Origin of the sequence: Luteitalea sp., from assembly GCA_009377605.1 — a bacterium.
Lineage (GTDB): Bacteria > Acidobacteriota > Vicinamibacteria > Vicinamibacterales > Vicinamibacteraceae > WHTT01.
In genome coordinates this window covers 1-15,126 of sequence record WHTT01000067.1, presented here as the reverse complement: position 1 = coordinate 15,126, position 15,126 = coordinate 1, and the positions used below count along the sequence as shown (strand labels likewise).

Annotated in this window: 11 protein-coding genes; 4 read left to right on the top strand and 7 right to left on the bottom strand. The window is 63.8% G+C overall.

Features of this window, described 5'->3' with window-relative positions; all coding sequences use genetic code 11:
- Positions 1-2 precede the first annotated feature (2 nt).
- The 3 genes from GEV06_20160 to GEV06_20150 all read right to left on the bottom strand — a co-directional run bounded on the left by GEV06_20160 (position 3) and on the right by GEV06_20150 (position 3,198).
- Positions 3-335 carry a PadR family transcriptional regulator gene (locus GEV06_20160; protein MPZ20207.1) on the bottom strand — a complete coding sequence of 111 codons (333 nt, stop codon included), beginning with the start codon at positions 333-335 and terminating at the stop codon, positions 3-5.
- Positions 336-415: 80 nt separating this feature from the next.
- Positions 416-1,804 carry a hypothetical protein gene (locus GEV06_20155; GenBank protein ID MPZ20206.1) on the bottom strand — a complete coding sequence of 463 codons (1,389 nt, stop codon included), beginning with the start codon at positions 1,802-1,804 and terminating at the stop codon, positions 416-418.
- A gap of 149 nt (positions 1,805-1,953) precedes the next feature.
- Positions 1,954-3,198 (bottom strand): PQQ-binding-like beta-propeller repeat protein, encoded by a 1,245-nt coding sequence (locus GEV06_20150; GenBank protein ID MPZ20205.1) that lies wholly within the window; start codon positions 3,196-3,198, stop codon positions 1,954-1,956.
- Between the two features lie 467 nt (positions 3,199-3,665).
- On the opposite strand from GEV06_20150, the gene GEV06_20145 reads away from it, so the two are divergent.
- The 3 genes from GEV06_20145 to GEV06_20135 all read left to right on the top strand — a co-directional run bounded on the left by GEV06_20145 (position 3,666) and on the right by GEV06_20135 (position 9,273).
- The gene (locus GEV06_20145) at positions 3,666-6,614 is read left to right on the top strand and encodes a TonB-dependent receptor (protein ID MPZ20204.1); all 2,949 of its coding nucleotides are present in this window, start codon (positions 3,666-3,668) and stop codon (positions 6,612-6,614) included.
- 168 nt (positions 6,615-6,782) lie between these two features.
- Positions 6,783-7,772, top strand: coding sequence for a sialidase (locus tag GEV06_20140; GenBank protein MPZ20203.1), 990 nt, complete (start codon positions 6,783-6,785; stop codon positions 7,770-7,772).
- Positions 7,773-7,782: 10 nt separating this feature from the next.
- Entirely contained in the window at positions 7,783-9,273 is a 1,491-nt protein-coding gene (locus GEV06_20135) for a sulfatase-like hydrolase/transferase (GenBank protein MPZ20202.1), read from the top strand.
- Between the two features lie 81 nt (positions 9,274-9,354).
- On the opposite strand, the gene GEV06_20130 is transcribed toward GEV06_20135, so the two are convergent.
- The gene (locus tag GEV06_20130; protein MPZ20201.1) at positions 9,355-10,383 is read right to left on the bottom strand and encodes an ROK family protein; all 1,029 of its coding nucleotides are present in this window, start codon (positions 10,381-10,383) and stop codon (positions 9,355-9,357) included.
- Between the two features lie 61 nt (positions 10,384-10,444).
- Between GEV06_20130 and GEV06_20125 the strand changes: the two genes are divergently transcribed.
- On the top strand, positions 10,445-11,878 hold the full coding sequence (locus tag GEV06_20125) for a gfo/Idh/MocA family oxidoreductase (GenBank protein MPZ20200.1): 1,434 nt from the start codon (positions 10,445-10,447) through the stop codon (positions 11,876-11,878).
- Between the two features lie 172 nt (positions 11,879-12,050).
- On the opposite strand, the gene GEV06_20120 is transcribed toward GEV06_20125, so the two are convergent.
- The 3 genes from GEV06_20120 to GEV06_20110 all read right to left on the bottom strand — a co-directional run.
- The gene (locus tag GEV06_20120) at positions 12,051-13,679 is read right to left on the bottom strand and encodes a carboxypeptidase regulatory-like domain-containing protein (GenBank protein ID MPZ20199.1); all 1,629 of its coding nucleotides are present in this window, start codon (positions 13,677-13,679) and stop codon (positions 12,051-12,053) included.
- Positions 13,673-14,464, bottom strand: coding sequence for a creatininase family protein (locus GEV06_20115; GenBank protein ID MPZ20198.1), 792 nt, complete (start codon positions 14,462-14,464; stop codon positions 13,673-13,675). Before GEV06_20115 ends, GEV06_20120 begins: the two co-directional genes overlap by 7 nt.
- 7 nt (positions 14,465-14,471) lie before the next feature.
- Positions 14,472-15,126 (bottom strand): RraA family protein (locus GEV06_20110; GenBank protein MPZ20197.1); only part of this gene is annotated, 655 nt, incomplete at its 5' end.

Genomic DNA, 15,126 nt, shown 5'->3' with positions numbered 1-15,126 from the left:
GGTCAGCCCGCCTCCAAGACATGCGCCACGGCAGCCGTCAACTTGCGCCAGGCGTCGGCCTCCGTCTCGAGCTGTTTGCGGCCGGCTCGCGTCAACTCGTAGTACTTCGCTCGACGATTGTTGTCGGACGTGCCCCAGCGAGCCTTGATCCACGCGCGGCGCTCGAGCCGGTGCAGCGCGGGGTAGAGCGATCCCTGCTGAACGCTCAAAACCGCGCTCGACACTTGTCGAATCCGCTCGGAAATCGCCCAGCCGTGGCGTGGACCAAGAACGAGGGTCCTGAGAATCAGGAGATCCAAGGTGCCTTGCGGAAGATCGATACGTTGGTCGGCCATCTGCGCCTCGTTGCTTTTCTCAGAGACATCATACCCACACTCTTGTCGAAGCGCAAAGGGAACAGCGCGGCGCCCGGGAGTCAAAACGTCAGGGCGAAGCCGACACGGACGACGCGCGGCGCGTTGGGAAGCTCTTCGTGTCGGGGCGCGGCAACCGCCCCTGTGCTGCGGACGGTGTCTTCGATACGGATGTCCGTGGCCGCCGTGGCAGGTTGATAGAAATAGTTCGTCCTGCCGAACATGCCGCCGCCGCTCGATTCGAGCACGAGGTTGTCGAAGACGCCGGTGTATTTCACCTGTGTCGTGGAGCCCGGATTCGTCTGACGCAGCGAGGCACGATCCTCCACGAAGTTCGGCGGCGGGTCACGCCGATGACCACGAATCTTGTCATTCCAGTTGTAGCCGACCGACACGCGGTGGTCGCGGTGCATCTGCCATTGGCCCTTGATCGCGTAGTTCTCCAGATCGTTGTCGTCGAGGGTCGGCGAGCCGTCAGGATTGCGCGCAATCAAGTTGTCCTTGTTGACGACCCACTTGCGGTAGGATCCGTTGACCCACAGCTTGTCGGTGATGAGTGCACCTCCACCGGAGGCGTTCACATCGTAGGCGACCTGGATGGGGTTTCCGCCGGCAAAGTCGAACCGCTGCAGCTCCTCGGCGCCGCTGTTGTCGCTCTGCAGGCTGTCGTTCCCGTACGAATAACGGAGGTCTCCCCGCCAACTGTTACCGGCGGTCTTCGTGACCATGTTCATGTAGATGCCGCCGACGGCAACCTCGGCGGGAATGGCCGAGGTTTGGTAGTTCACCTCCTCGAACATGCCTTGGTCGTAATAAAGCATCGTCCCGCCGCCGTTGCCGCCGGGCCAGTTGATTGTCATGCCGTCGATGGAGAACGTCTTGTCGGCATCCTGCGAGCCGTGAGCCGACATGGCGCTCTGCTGGTACGACTGTGTGCCGCCGACGTCGTAGGTGGAGATCTGAACGCCGGGAATGATCTTCGCGAGCGACCATGGGTCGCGGCCGGTGGGAATGCCCTCGAGCAGCTCCTGGCTCATCACCGTCTGGTGAACGTTCGACTTGGTATCGACCGTTGGCGACCTCCCCGCAACGGTGACCGTTTCCTCGAGGGCGCCAACCTCGAGCTGGACGTCGACCGTGGCCGTGAACGCCGCGTTCACGCGCACGTCGGTGCGCTCGACGCTCTTGAAGCCTGCGAGCTCGAACGTCAGCCGGTACGTGCCGGGTGGTAGGCGTTCGAACCGGTACTGTCCCGGCGCGTCCGTCACCTGTGTACGCGCACCGCCAATCAACGCGTCACCGCTGAGCACGACGGTGACGCCCGGCATGACCGCGCCGGAATCGTCTGTGACTGTCCCCACGATCCGACCGGTGTCCACCTGCGCCGCGGCGACGCTCGCCGCGAGGACGATGGTTGTGAGCGCGATGCCGCTGGCTCGACTGATCCGCATGGTCTCCCCCGGAAGACGACGTTAGGGTTGCGGAGGAGACGAGTCAAATCGATTCTGCTAATTGCTCCATCACCCGAGCCGGTCGGCCATTCTTGTTTCTTCGAGAAAGCAAGCGACGCAATTGTGGCTCGCAGGGCACAGCCACTTTCTCACGAACCGGCCTTGATCTCGTAGGCGGCCAGCGTTCCCTGGTTACGGATGTAGAGCTTCCCGCCGACCACGACCGGGTGCGACCAGCTCGGGAGGCCCTGGTCGGCAACTTCGAAGCGGCCTTTCTCGTTGTAGCCCTTGGGCGTGGCTTCGGCCAGGCCAACGACATTGTTCTCGCCGAATAGGTAGAGATGGCCATCCGCATAGGTGAGCGTACCCTTGCCGACACTGCGATCCCGCCACATGGTCTTGCCGGTCGCGAACTCCATGCTGGTGAGAATCATGTTCGAGAAGCCGTAGAGGTACCCATCTACGAGCACGACCCCGCCGTGATGATTCTGCATGTCGCGGCTGAAATAGACCTCTTCGGCACGAACTTCACCGTTCTCGGCCTTCAAACCGAGCAGCGCACCACCGGTATCGTAGGCAGAGGTGTAGAAGACCTTGTCGTCGTGGATGATTGGTGTGGCGATGTTCGCGACACGATTGCTCACTGGCTCGTAGCGCCACATCAGCTTACCGTCGGAGGCACGAACGCCCACGCCGGCGCGGCTCGTAAAGCCCATGATGGTGCGCACGCCCTGCACCTCAGCAACCAGGCACGATGAGTATCCAGCAGGATCGCTGAGCTCCTTCGTGGTCCACACGGTCTTCCCGGTACCCTTGTCGAGCGCCACGATGCCCGCACCCTCGCCGCCGGGCGTGACGATGACGTGGTTGCCGTCGATGAGGGGAGACTCGCTGATGTGCCAGTTGGGATTCTCGCCGCCGAAGTCCTTCAGAATGTTGCGCTGCCAGATGATCGTCCCGTCCTTCACGCTCATGCACGCGAGGTCGCCGGCCTCGGTCAACACATAGAGCTGTTGACCGTCCGCCGTCGGTGTGCCGCGAGGTCCCGGACCACGGTCTTGCTCCAACGTCGGACCGAGCGCGGTCATCCAGATCTGCGTGCCGTCGGCTCGATTCAGCGCGAAGACGACACTGTTCTTCCCATCCGTCCCCTGGAGAAAGATCCGATCATCTTGGATGGCAACGGAGCCATAACCGGCTCCCAGGCCATCCACGGACCAAGCCACCTTCGGACCGCCATCGGGCCAGGATGTCAACAGCCCGGTCTCTTCCGAGAGGCCAGTGCGATCTGGCCCACGCCACTGAGGCCAGTCCGGCTCGTCGGCCGGCGTGGCGATGGTTGCCGACGCCAGAGCCGTGGTTAACCACAGCACGAGAGCAAACATTGGCGGCATTTACGTTCCTCCTGATGGACGCCTCCCTCGGCGAGGCGTGGTAGGGACGCCTCGGCGAGGCGTCCTACCGGCTGTTCCTGGTAGGGCGCGTTCGCCGAACGCGCCGTCGCAAGCGAATCGGAGGGGACACAGGCGGGCGAGATACGGAAACACACCGAGACGACAGAAGCGAGTATACCGTGAAACCACACGACGAACGGATGACGTGGCGCGTGGTTCTTCTCAATTTCGTAAGCGCCATGGCTGACTTTTCGCGGGCGTCAAACTTGTATATGCTTTATCTCAGCAACAGCTCTCGGCGGCACGATTGGCCGTGACTGGATCTGTTGTCCCTGGCAACCTGCTGGCGTGAACGGGATTGCGGTCCGGTTCGCCAGCGTGCGCCGCCGCGCTTTTCTTCCCCTCGATGTAGCGCCCCGCTCGGGGCAACTTTTCGCCGGCTCCAGGCCGGTGTGACAGGAGGACGGATGACCATGAAACGCGCGCTCAGCGCCGCCACTCTCTGTGTGTGCCTCTACGCCAGCCCGGGCAGCGCCCAACAGCAGACGGGCGAGATCTTCGGACGCGTTACGGATGATTCCGGCGCCGTTCTACCCGGCGTCACCGTGACCGTGGCAGGTGCCACCCTGCTCCAGCCTCGTGCCGTGATCGCGTCTGCGACCGGTAGCTATCGCGTGCCGGAGCTCCCGGTCGGCACGTACTCGGTCACGTTCGAGCTCACGGGCTTTCGGACCCGCGTGCAGCAGGACGTTCGAATCACGATTGGCTTCAACGCCCAAGTCAACGGGCAGCTCGAGCTGTCATCGGTTGAGGAGAGCGTGACGGTGACGGGGGAGAGCCCAATCATCGACACGAAGGAGACGGGCACCAAATCCACCTTCGACCTCGAGACGCTGCAGAGTCTTCCCTCGGCGCGCGATCCGTGGGTGATGCTGGAGCGTGCGCCCGGCATCACCATGGATCGCGCGAACGTCGGCGGCAGCCAGTCGGGACAGCAGTCTATGTACATCTCGCGCGGTTCGAGCACCGGCAACAACAAGTGGTCCGTCGACGGCGTCGACATCACCGATATGTCGGCCACGGGCGCATCACCGATCTATTACGACTTCGACATGCTCGAAGAGATGCAAGTGCGGACGGGCGGCGCCGATGTCACGCAGCAGACCGGGGGCGTCGGCATCAACCTGGTCACACGCAGCGGGACCGACCAGTTTCGAGGCTCGGGTCGCTATTACATTACCGACGAGCAGTTCGAAGCGGACAACATCAACGACGAGATTCGAGCCGCCGGCGCTGGCTCCGGCGCGCCCATTCAGAACATCAAGGACTACGGATTCGAGGTGGGTGGCCCCATCAAGCGCGGTCGGGCCTGGCTCTGGGGCAGCTACGGCACGCAGGATATCAAGACTGGCGTCGTGGGCTTTTACAAGGACACGCCCACGTGCCGGCCGACGCCGCCAACCGACACCGAAGGGCTCCGGGATTGCCTCGAGACCGACGAGACCAACCTCAATAACTACAACTGGAAGCTGCAGGTGGCGCCCTTTGAGGGCAACCGGATCACGTTCCAGAACACGTGGGCCGAGAAAGTCCGCAGTGCGCGCGACGCCTCCGATACGCGTCCCATTGAAACGACGTTCCGACAGAAAGCTGTGGCCGATGAGTTCGGCACGTTTGGATGGCTGACGGGGCCCTCGCCATTCTGGAAGGCGAGTGATCAGCACGTGTTCAGCGATCGCTGGCTCGTCGACGTGCAGTGGGCGCACCTCGGCAACAACTTCGTGCTCGACTTTCACGAGGATAGTCTGGCTGACGTGCAGCCGACCTTCGAGATCTCGACAGGGCGCTGGGGCCGATCGTACCAGCAGTTCGTGTTCATGCGGCCAACCAACAGCGTCGACGTGCTGAGCAATTACTTCCTCCCCGATTTTGGGGGCGGTGACCACGCGCTCAAGGTCGGGTACCGCTGGCGTAGCGCGCATGCCACCACGCTCAACCACCGCGGCGGCAACACGTATGCACGCTTCGACAACGGTGTGCCGCACTCGGCGCAACTGTACCGGGACCAGAACACGGTCTCGCATCTCGACACGCACGGGTTCTATGCCCAAGACACCTTTACCCGGAACCGCCTGACGGTAAACGTCGGCGTGCGATGGGACCGGCAGGACGATCTCGCCGCCGCGTCGACGGTCCCGGCGCATCCGTTCGCTCCGGATGTGCTCCCGGCCATCTCGTTTCCAGGCGCTGATGCGGGCGTCGTGTGGAACGACATCTCGCCTCGGGTCGGCATGACATACGACGTCGTTGGTGATGGCCGAAGTATCGTCTCGGCTTCCTATGCCGCCTATTTCGGCCAGATGGCACCCGGACAGCTCTCGAACGATCTGGCGGCGACCGGCGCCCTCTTCGTGCGCTATCCGTGGGACGACCTCAATGGTGACCAATTCGTGCAGGCCAACGAGATCGACTACACGGAGGTCCTCTCTCGATCGTCGGCATACGATCCGGAGAACCCTGGTAACTTCCTGTCGCCTGGCGCCGTCGATCCCGACATCAAGAACGATCGCACGCGTGAGCTCATCGTCGGGTTCGACCGACAGCTCGGCGGGTCGCTGGCGGTCGGTGCCAGCTACATCTGGCGCAAGTACGATCGCTTCAACTGGGAGGATACGGCAGGGTTGACGAGCGACGACTACGTCCCCGTCAGCTTCACGCCCACGGACTGCCCGGCTGGCGCTCGCTGTGAACCGGTGACCTACTTCGAGCCCACGTTCGAGATTCCATCGGCGTTCATCACGACCAACATACCGGATCGGTGGCGCGACTACAACGGGTTCGAGCTGACCCTCGAGAAGCGCTATTCCGACCGGTGGGCCGCAGGCGCGAGCTACGCGTACAACGACGCCGTGGACACGTGGGATTCTCCGGCAGCCTACGAAGACCCCACCTGTCGCGAGGGCCTGTGTCCTGGCTCACAGGCCTACGCGCCAGAGGCCGGCGGCAGCGGCATCGACAACGTGTACGTCAACGCCAAGTGGCTGGTGAAGGTCAGTGGACGCTACACGTTGCCATATGACATCAACATCGCCGGTTTCTACAACGCCCGGCAGGGCTATCCGTTCCCGCAGGCCATCCGGAGCCCCAGCCGTGAGAATCAAGCAGGTGAGGAGGATGTGCTCCTCGAGCGTAAGGGGGAGGTCCGCTTGGATGCGCTGCAAACGGTCGACGTTCGCATCGATAAGACATTTCGCTTCGGCGTCGCCACGCTTCGGCCGTCCATGGACATCTTCAACCTCGGGAACGTCAACACCATCCTGGCGCGGCGGCCACTGCAAGCGGCCAGCAATGCCAACGACATCAGCGGCATCGTCGCGCCGCGCGTGGTCCGATTCGGACTCAGCATTCAGTGGTAGCTCTCCCGGGGGCGCGGGCGGGCCGTGCCCCCACACCACACATCCCTTCATCTCCCTGCTACGCGGGGCCCTGAGCTACGACTGTCACTTGCAGAGTCGGCCGCTCGGGTAAACTACCAGCCCGGAGGCCTCGTGACATATCTTCTCTGTTGGGCAGTCGTGACGCTCATGGTCACATCGCAAGATCAGACCACGCCCGCGCGAGCGCACCACGCGGCGATCGTACAGTCGGAATTCATCTACGAGCATGCGCCGTTCCCTTCGGCGCATGCGTCGACTATTGTCGAGACGAGCAAAGGGCTCGTTGCCGCTTGGTTCGGCGGCAGCGAGGAGGGAGCGCCGGACGTCGGTATCTGGCTCTCCCGCCATGATGGGCGCGCATGGTCGCCACCGGTCGAGGTCGCCGACGGTATCCAGCCAGACGGCACGCGTCATCCGTCATGGAATCCGGTGCTCTTCCAGCCGTCCAAGGGCGCCCTATTGCTCTTCTACAAGGTCGGGCCGAGTCCCGAACAATGGTGGGGACTGGTGAAAGAGTCGAAAGACCATGGCCGCACGTGGAGCGACGCGAAGCGGCTGCCAGACGGGATCCTCGGACCCATTCGTGCCAAGCCAATCCAGCTCGCCGACGGGACGATCCTCGCCGGGTCGAGCACCGAGCATAAAGGGTGGGTCGTTCACATGGAGTGGACCAAGGATCCGTTGGGTGCCTGGGCGAAGAGCGATCCGGTCAACAAGGCGGAGGACTGGGACGCCATCCAACCCACCCTCCTGGATCACGGCCAGGGTCGGATACAGATTCTTTGTCGCAGCAAGCAGGGCGTCGTGACGCAGGCATGGTCCGAGGACGAGGGCCGTTCTTGGTCACCGATGACCAAGATGTCGCTGCCGAATCCCAATGCGGGCATCGACGGCGTCCGCCTCGCCGATGGGCGCTTCCTGCTCGTCTACAATCCAACACGTCGCGGCCGCCATCAGTTGCAGCTCGCAATGTCGCGCGACGGACGGTCGTGGACCCCGACCGTCATGCTCGAGAACGAGCCTGGTGAATTCTCGTATCCTGCGATGATCCAGACGAGCGATGGCTCCGTTCATGTTACCTACACATGGAAACGCGAACGGATTCGCCACACAGTGCTGGATGTGTCGAAGTTGTGAGTTGTGACCCATGCGGACACGTGGCATCCTGACCATCGCCCTGCTGCTCGGCGCACATTGGAGCGCTCCAGGGCCCAGAGCTGCGCCGTCCGAGCGGCCGAACATCGTCTTCTTTCTCGTCGACGATCTCGGCTACATGGACATCGGCGCGAACAATCCCCAGACGTTCTACGAGACGCCGCACGTGGACCGGCTGGCTTCCGAAGGGCTACGGTTCACGACCGGGTACGCGGTCAATCCGGTCTGCAGCCCCACACGATACAGCCTCATGACGGGGAAGTACCCGACACGTGTGGCGGCCACCAACTTCTTCACCGGAACCCGCGAAGGATGGTTCAAGCCGGCGCCGCTCAGCGACCGGATGCCGCTGGGGGAGATCACGCTGGCGGAGGCCCTCAGGGCCGTAGGCTACCGGACGGCGTTCCTTGGCAAATGGCACTTGGGACCGACCGAGGAGTACTGGCCAGAGAATCAGGGCTTCGAGATCAACATCGGTGGGCACAGCGCCGGGGCGCCATCCAAGGGCTATTTTGCTCCCTGGAACAATCCTCGCTTGGAGGACGGCCCACCCAATGAGCACCTCACGGCACGGCTCGCCGAGGAAGCGGTGGGGCTCCTAGAAGAGCTCAGAGACGACCCGTTCCTGCTGTATTTGTCGTTCTACACCGTCCACACGCCACTGCAAGCGCCGGAGGCGCTGGTCGCGAAGTACCGGCGCAAGGCGGCCGCACTACCACCCGTGGAGGAGTTCGCAGACGAGGAGCAAGTGTGGCCGGTGGACGAGCCGCGGCGCGTGCGAGTTGCACAACGGCACGCCGTGTACGCGGCCATGGTCGAAACGATGGATACCGCCGTCGGCCGCGTGCTGGCAAAGCTCGATGAGCTCGGCCTGGCCGAGAACACGGTCGTCGTCTTCCTCTCGGACAATGGCGGCCTTTCGACATCGGAAGGTGCCCCTACCTCGAATCTTCCGCTGCGAGGCGGCAAGGGCTGGCTGTACGAAGGGGGCATTCGGGAGCCGTGGCTCGTCACATGGCCAGGCGTCACGAAGCCAGGCAGCACAAGCGATGTGCCGGTGAGCACAGTGGATGTCTATCCGACGCTCCTCGAGATCGCCGGTGCCACAGAGCACGGGGGAACGGTCGTCGACGGAGAAAGCTTGGTCCCGCTGCTGCGGCATCGCGCGATAGATGGAAGCGCGAGTGCGGGAGCCCTCGCCAACCGACCGCTCTACTGGCACTATCCTCATTACGGCAATCAGGGAGGCTTCCCCGGTGGAGCCGTGCGGGTTGGAGACTGGAAGCTGATCGAGCGGTACGAGGATGGCCGCGCTCACCTGTACAACTTGGCGGATGACATCGGGGAGCGCCACGACCTGGCCCCCAAGGAGCCGGAGCGCGTCGAGGAGCTTCGGGACCAGCTGCACGCCTGGTACCGCGAGGTAAACGCGATGTTCTTGCAACCAAGACAGCCCTGGCGACCGCCAGCCTACGAAGAATGAGCGGACGCCTCGGCGAGGCGTCCCTACCTTTTGTCCAGTCCCTACTTTGGTCCAGGTAGGGCGCGCTCGCCGAGCGCGCCGTCAATGCCCGTGCACGGTCTCGAGCGCCGCAATCGCCGCACCGCGCGCGCCAGCCATATCGAGATCGACGACGACCTCGAAGCGGGCGATCAGTTCTTGCTCTTCTCGGAGGCCGGTGTGCTCGCGCACTCGACTCAGGAACCACTCACGAAAATCCGGTGCGGCCTCGACGACGCCGCCGCCCACGAAATAGGCGTCCGGATCGGTGAAGTTGGCGGCAATCGTGAACAGGCGACCGATTGCCATCGCCTGCTGCTCGAAGATCGCGAGCGCCAGCGGATCCCGGTTCTCGCCGTACCCTCGCACCAACTTGGCGGCTTTCGCCATCGAGCCGACTTTCGCCAACGGATGGTCCGGGAAGCGAGTCAGCCAGAACGGCAGGAGGTTCTTCTCGATGGCCGTCAGTGACGCCACGCTCTCGACATCCCCGGTGAAGCCGCAGTTGCAGCAGGGCAGGGGTTGGCCCTCCTCGAGCAGGCCTTCCATCGGGATGTGGACGTGACCCAGCTCTCCTGCGAACCCGGCGGCCCCCTTGACGACGCGACCATCCAGGATCACGCCGCCGCCGAGGCCGGTGCCGACAATCGCGGAGATCGATGAACGTTCCAGGGCGACGGGCCCGAAGAGCCGATGGTGAGCGTACAGGGCCGCCGCGTTTCCATCATTGTTGTAGATGACCGGCAGCCCCAGTTGCGCTTCGAGCGCGCCCCGAAAGTCGAAGTTGCGCCACGCCGGTTGCGAGAAGTTCGTAGAGCCGCGGGACGAGATGACACCGTCGGCGCTGGCGGGCCCTGGCGTGTCGAGGCCGACGGCCCGGACCTGGCTCGCATCCACCTTGGCACGCTGCAGGACATCGGCATACGTGGCCACCAGCGCGTCGACTGCCGGTACCGGCCCTTCCAGGACGAGGCTCGGGCTTTCGATGAGCTCGCTGATCAGGAACCGCCCCGATGCATCGAGCACGGTCGCGCTGTTCTTGTTCCCACCGTTGTCCAGCCCCACGACGACCCAACTGTCCGCGTTCGACATGCATTGCCCTCCGTGCCAGTTACGCGACGCGAATTCTACACGCGAGCCGTGAGCGTGGTCCATGGACTGTCGGGGGACGAGTCGAGACACGCACGCACAGGGAGGTCAGACGCCGCGTGTCAGTCGGCTTGATCGTCGAGGGCAGCAAGGACGGGGGCACTCGTGGTCCAGTGTAGGCTCGACCTTCAGGTCGGGCGAGCACATCAGCATACCCGGAAGGCCGAGCATGAGATATCCTCAGATTACAAATATCACAGGAGGTTCTCCCATGGGTAAGGCCGAAGTGCAGCGCCTTGGGCGTCGCGACTTCCTGAAGCACGCGACGGTGGCCACCACGGCCGGCTGGACCATTATCAAGCCAGGCTCGGTACGAGGAACCCCGGCGAACTCGCGGCTCGAGCTGGGCATCATCGGCAGCGGCGGTCGCGGGGAGTTCATCGGGAAGCTCTTCGAACAGCACACCAACAGCAAGGTCGTGGCGCTGCACGACTACTTCGCGGATCGGGTCGAAGCGCTTGGCGGCAAGCTGTCGGTGGAAGCGCAGGCGCGCTTTACCGGGCTCGACGGATACCGTGCGCTGCTCGATCGGCCAATCGACGCGGTCGCCATCGAGAGCCCGCCGTACTTCCATCCTGACCAGACGATTGCTGCCCTCGGGGCTGGCAAGCACGTGTTTCTCGCAAAGCCGATTGCCGTCGACGTTCCCGGCTGCTTGGCAATCCAAGAGGCGGCGCGCAAGGCCGGCGATCGCCTCGCGCTGCTCGTAGACTTCCAGACCCGCCGAGACCCTCTATTTCGTGAGGCAGCCAAGCGCGTGCACCGGGGCGACATTGGCGCACCTGTGCTGGGCCACGTCTACTATCACGCAGGACGCCTCAACCCAAAGGTCCCTGACGGGAGCCCGACCGCCCGCGTGCGGAACTGGGTATTCGACAAAGCGCTATCGGGCGACATCATCGTCGAGCAAAACATCCACGTGATTGATGTCGCGAACTGGTACCTGCAGGGGCATCCCTTGAAGGCCCAAGGCACTGGTGGCCGCAAGGCCCGCGTTGACGTCGGCGACTGCTGGGATCACTTCGTTGTCACGTTCAGCTATCCCAACGACGTGCTCGTCGACTTCAGCTCTGCGCAGTTCGCAAAGGGATACGACGACATCCGTATTCGCACGTACGGCGCGGGCGGCACGGTCGACTCCGCGTACGACGGGGACGTCCGCATCACGGGCGACACCGCCTGGCCCGGCGGCAGCACGAAGGGGCTCTACGAGAGCGGCGCGGTGAGCAATATCAAAGACTTTCACGCAGCCGTCGTTAATCAGCAACCGCTGGGTGACACGTTGACGCCAAGCGTCGCGAGCAACCTCACAGCGATCCTTGGGCGCCTTGCCGCGTACGAGAACCGACCCGTGAGCTGGGATGAGATGCTCGAGTCACCACTCGAGATCGACCCGAAGCTCGATCTTCCAAGCGATGGACCAACCAGGGCAGCGTAACGACAACCTAATCCGAGAGTTCACTTGTCTAGTGAATGGACGGTAGGGCTGGGCTTTAGCCCCGCCGACCATGGCGGCCCTAAAGGGCCGCCCTACCGATGAAGGTGACAACACAAACGAATCCAGGGCCGAGTCGGATCTCTTGCCTGTCAACACCTCGATCGGGACCCGATCAAGTCGAGAGGAAGTGATGGAGGACGTTCTTGGTGATCCTCGACACGCCATCGTCCACCAAGAGGGCGGAGACGTAGGTAATCGATCCAACTGAGAAGACTGCACCAGCGCTGGCGGTTCCGTAGCACACGATTTCCGCGCCGCCTTCGTCTGGGTTGAGACCCTTTGCAAGGAGCTCCGTCCCCGGCGGTGACGAGGCGCTGCGCTTGTCCGTCTCGTGGCCCGAGGCACCCCCCGGCACGCGCTCGTGCAGCGTCGTCGCCCCGAAGCGGTCTCCGTCTCGCAGCATCGTGCCTTCGAACGCCCAGTGGCTCGCGGCACGGACTTCGTAAGGCGCCGCGGTCATGATGCCTGTCTCCGTGCAAACGACGCCCAAGAGATTGGCCTCGGACTCGTAGGTGCGGTGAAGCCGGCTTTCGAACGAACGGTCCGGTTGATCGATGTCGCCGCCCATCTCTCCCGCGCGGCTGTACAGATGGGTGAGACAGCGCATCGTCCCGGCCGAGCCATCGAGCTCGACCTCGCAATTGAGACCGTTGCCTCCGAGGTAGAGTAGGCGCCCGCCGCCCTCATACACCCAGGCCTTCACTCGCTGGTACATGCGCCGGGTCCAGTACTCCGGGTGGACCGCCAGGATCAGCACCTGGTATGCCTCGAGTGGAAGACTGCCGGCATCGAGTTGCGCCTCGGCATACAGGTCGTAGGCAAAGCCCTCTCGCTCGAGCCAAGCGAGCAGACGCCACTCGGCCGGCGCCGCCACCGGTGGCAGGCGTCCAGCAATAGGATCGCTGACCTGCGCAGTCTCGGGCACGTGGCAGCTTGGATCGGGTCGGTCGAACGACAGCGGCAGATACGCGTCATCGCGCGGCCGCCACAGACCAAACGGCTCCTGGCTGCGATAGCGGTCGAGATCCTGTCGCGCATTGACGATCGGCTGTTCAGGAAGGCCCGCCGGGTTGAGGTAGTTGCTGCGACCACCAAAAGCGTTGTAGGCGTTCCAGGTGTTCGTGGACACTAGGACAGCGACCGACGCCTTCGGCGCCCGCGGCGCAACGACCCAGGGGAAGGCAAAGAACCGACCGGAGAGGGTCTTCGCATGCAGGTAATAGAGCCCGCTCTCGTCCGGCGCGGCAAGGGTCTGCGCTTGCTGCGAGCCGCCGTAACCTTCTTCGTTCCACCGAACGCCTGTCTGCGTGAAGTCTCCATCCGGCAGAATCTGCATGGTTGCGCGCGGGCCGTGCTCATCGTACCAGCCGAGCGGCCGGATGCATTCCTTCTGCAAACCGTATCGCCACAGCGAGAGGTGATACTGCTCGACGGCGTGAACGCGAAACTCTCCGCGCCCGCCTGCAGACGTCCACTTCGGCCACATGTAGCCCAGCAGGGCATCCGAAAGGAGCCGGAACTGCTGCGGCCGCCCCGGTACGACGTCGGCGGTGGTCCGCTTCGATCCGTAACCCGGTTTCGACAAGGTGATGTTGTAGGGTCCTGGTGTGAGGTCTGCGTAGATGCCGCCTCGCGACGTCGATCGAACGACGAGCGGCCCACTCAATCCAGGGCCATCGATCTCGAGGAGCGTATCGGGAAGGGCAACATAGTACTCATCGCTGACGAAGCCAATTAACATGAGCCGGACTCTTCCTGGTATCGCCACGTCAGGAGCTCGTCGATGAACGCCCTGACGCCGTTCGCGATCGCAGCCAGAAGCGCCTCGCCCTTCTCGCGACTCGCATGCTCCGGCATCCCGACCGTGCCGGATCGAGAGATTTCGTCGAACTCGTTGACGATGTAGTAGGGCTGACTGCGCTGCATGTCGGCGAGGCGCCACGGGCCAGCATCGAATGGGCCGTCGGCCGCGGCCTCCTTCAGGCGCACGAGCGGTTCGTGAAGTGCGAGCATCAGGGATGTTTCGAGCTCGCCGGCGTGGCCAAGGCCGCCTGGAGGCGACGAGCGGATATCGGCGATGGCGTGTGCCGCAAGACTCCAGTAGTTCGCATACGCGATGTAGACGTCGCGCCGGTCCGCGAGCTCCGACTTGAGCTCGCGGAGCGCTCCCTTCGCAGGCACTTCGTTGCCACCGTGTCCGCTCAGTAGGAGAATCTTGCGGGCGCCGAGGGCCACGAGCGATCGGCAGACGCCTCGAAGCACTTCGATGTACGGGAAGAGATCTAGGCTCACGCATGCGAGCCGGCGATGATGCGGCGAGTGTCCCACCCAGAGCGTGGGCAGCAGAACGATGCGGTCGGGCGCCTGCTGTTCGACGCGGGCGGCAACGCCGTCCACGAGCGCCGTGTCGGTCAGCAACGGCAGGTGAGGGCCGTGTTGCTCGAGCGAGCCGAGCGGCACCAGGAACACCACGTTCCCGGCGGCCGCCTCTCGTGCTTCCTTCCAGGTCGTGTGCGCCAGCAGCATCAGGAGATTACAGAACGCCGTACTTGGCGTACACGTCGCGCAAGTAGGCGCCGTCGCGCAGCTCGGTCCGGCTGTGATTCTCTCGCGCCATCTTGTCGGTGGCAATCTCGACAACGCGCTCGAGCATGCTGCCCGGTACGACGACAATGCCGTCGTAGTCGCCAAAGACGAGATCACCAGGAGCGACCATCACGCCACCACAGCAAACCGGAACGTTGTAGTCCATCACCAAGCCTCGGCCCTTGGAGTCCACGGGCTTGATGCCTGCGGCAAAGACGGGAAATCCGAGCTGCTCGATCTTCAACGCGTCGCGCACCAAGCCGTCGATCACGGCGCCGCGGGCGCCGCGGGCGAGCGCCGCAGTCGACAGCAGCTCACCCCACGGCGCATTACGCTTGGACTCGCCGGTCGCGACGACCAGCACCTCGCCCGCCAGGATGCTGTCGACCGCCTCTATCTCGCGGCCATACACATCGTCGGGCGTATGGTACACATCCGCACACCAGACGGTGCGAGCCCACCCGGCGAACTTCGCGCTGGGAAAGAGCGGACGCAGGGTCTCCCGCATGGCGCAGTGATCGTGGCCGAGCGCGTCCAGCGAATCGGCGACGACCGCCGTATACAAGTGCTCTTCGAGGTGTCTGAAGAGCGCGAGATCCTTG

What these genes read in the sequence shown, in the direction of transcription:
- GEV06_20115 (MPZ20198.1), bottom strand. Translation starts at nt 14,464, where the DNA reads ATGCTGCTGGCGCACACGACCTGGAAGGAAGCACGAGAGGCGGCCGCC.
- GEV06_20135 (MPZ20202.1), top strand. Translation starts at nt 7,783, where the DNA reads ATGCGGACACGTGGCATCCTGACCATCGCCCTGCTGCTCGGCGCACAT.
- GEV06_20130 (MPZ20201.1), bottom strand. Translation starts at nt 10,383, where the DNA reads ATGTCGAACGCGGACAGTTGGGTCGTCGTGGGGCTGGACAACGGTGGG.
- GEV06_20155 (MPZ20206.1), bottom strand. Translation starts at nt 1,804, where the DNA reads ATGCGGATCAGTCGAGCCAGCGGCATCGCGCTCACAACCATCGTCCTC.
- GEV06_20120 (MPZ20199.1), bottom strand. Translation starts at nt 13,679, where the DNA reads ATGTTAATTGGCTTCGTCAGCGATGAGTACTATGTTGCCCTTCCCGAT.
- GEV06_20140 (MPZ20203.1), top strand. Translation starts at nt 6,783, where the DNA reads ATGGTCACATCGCAAGATCAGACCACGCCCGCGCGAGCGCACCACGCG.
- GEV06_20125 (MPZ20200.1), top strand. Translation starts at nt 10,445, where the DNA reads ATGGACTGTCGGGGGACGAGTCGAGACACGCACGCACAGGGAGGTCAG.
- GEV06_20160 (MPZ20207.1), bottom strand. Translation starts at nt 335, where the DNA reads ATGGCCGACCAACGTATCGATCTTCCGCAAGGCACCTTGGATCTCCTG.
- GEV06_20150 (MPZ20205.1), bottom strand. Translation starts at nt 3,198, where the DNA reads ATGCCGCCAATGTTTGCTCTCGTGCTGTGGTTAACCACGGCTCTGGCG.
- GEV06_20145 (MPZ20204.1), top strand. Translation starts at nt 3,666, where the DNA reads ATGACCATGAAACGCGCGCTCAGCGCCGCCACTCTCTGTGTGTGCCTC.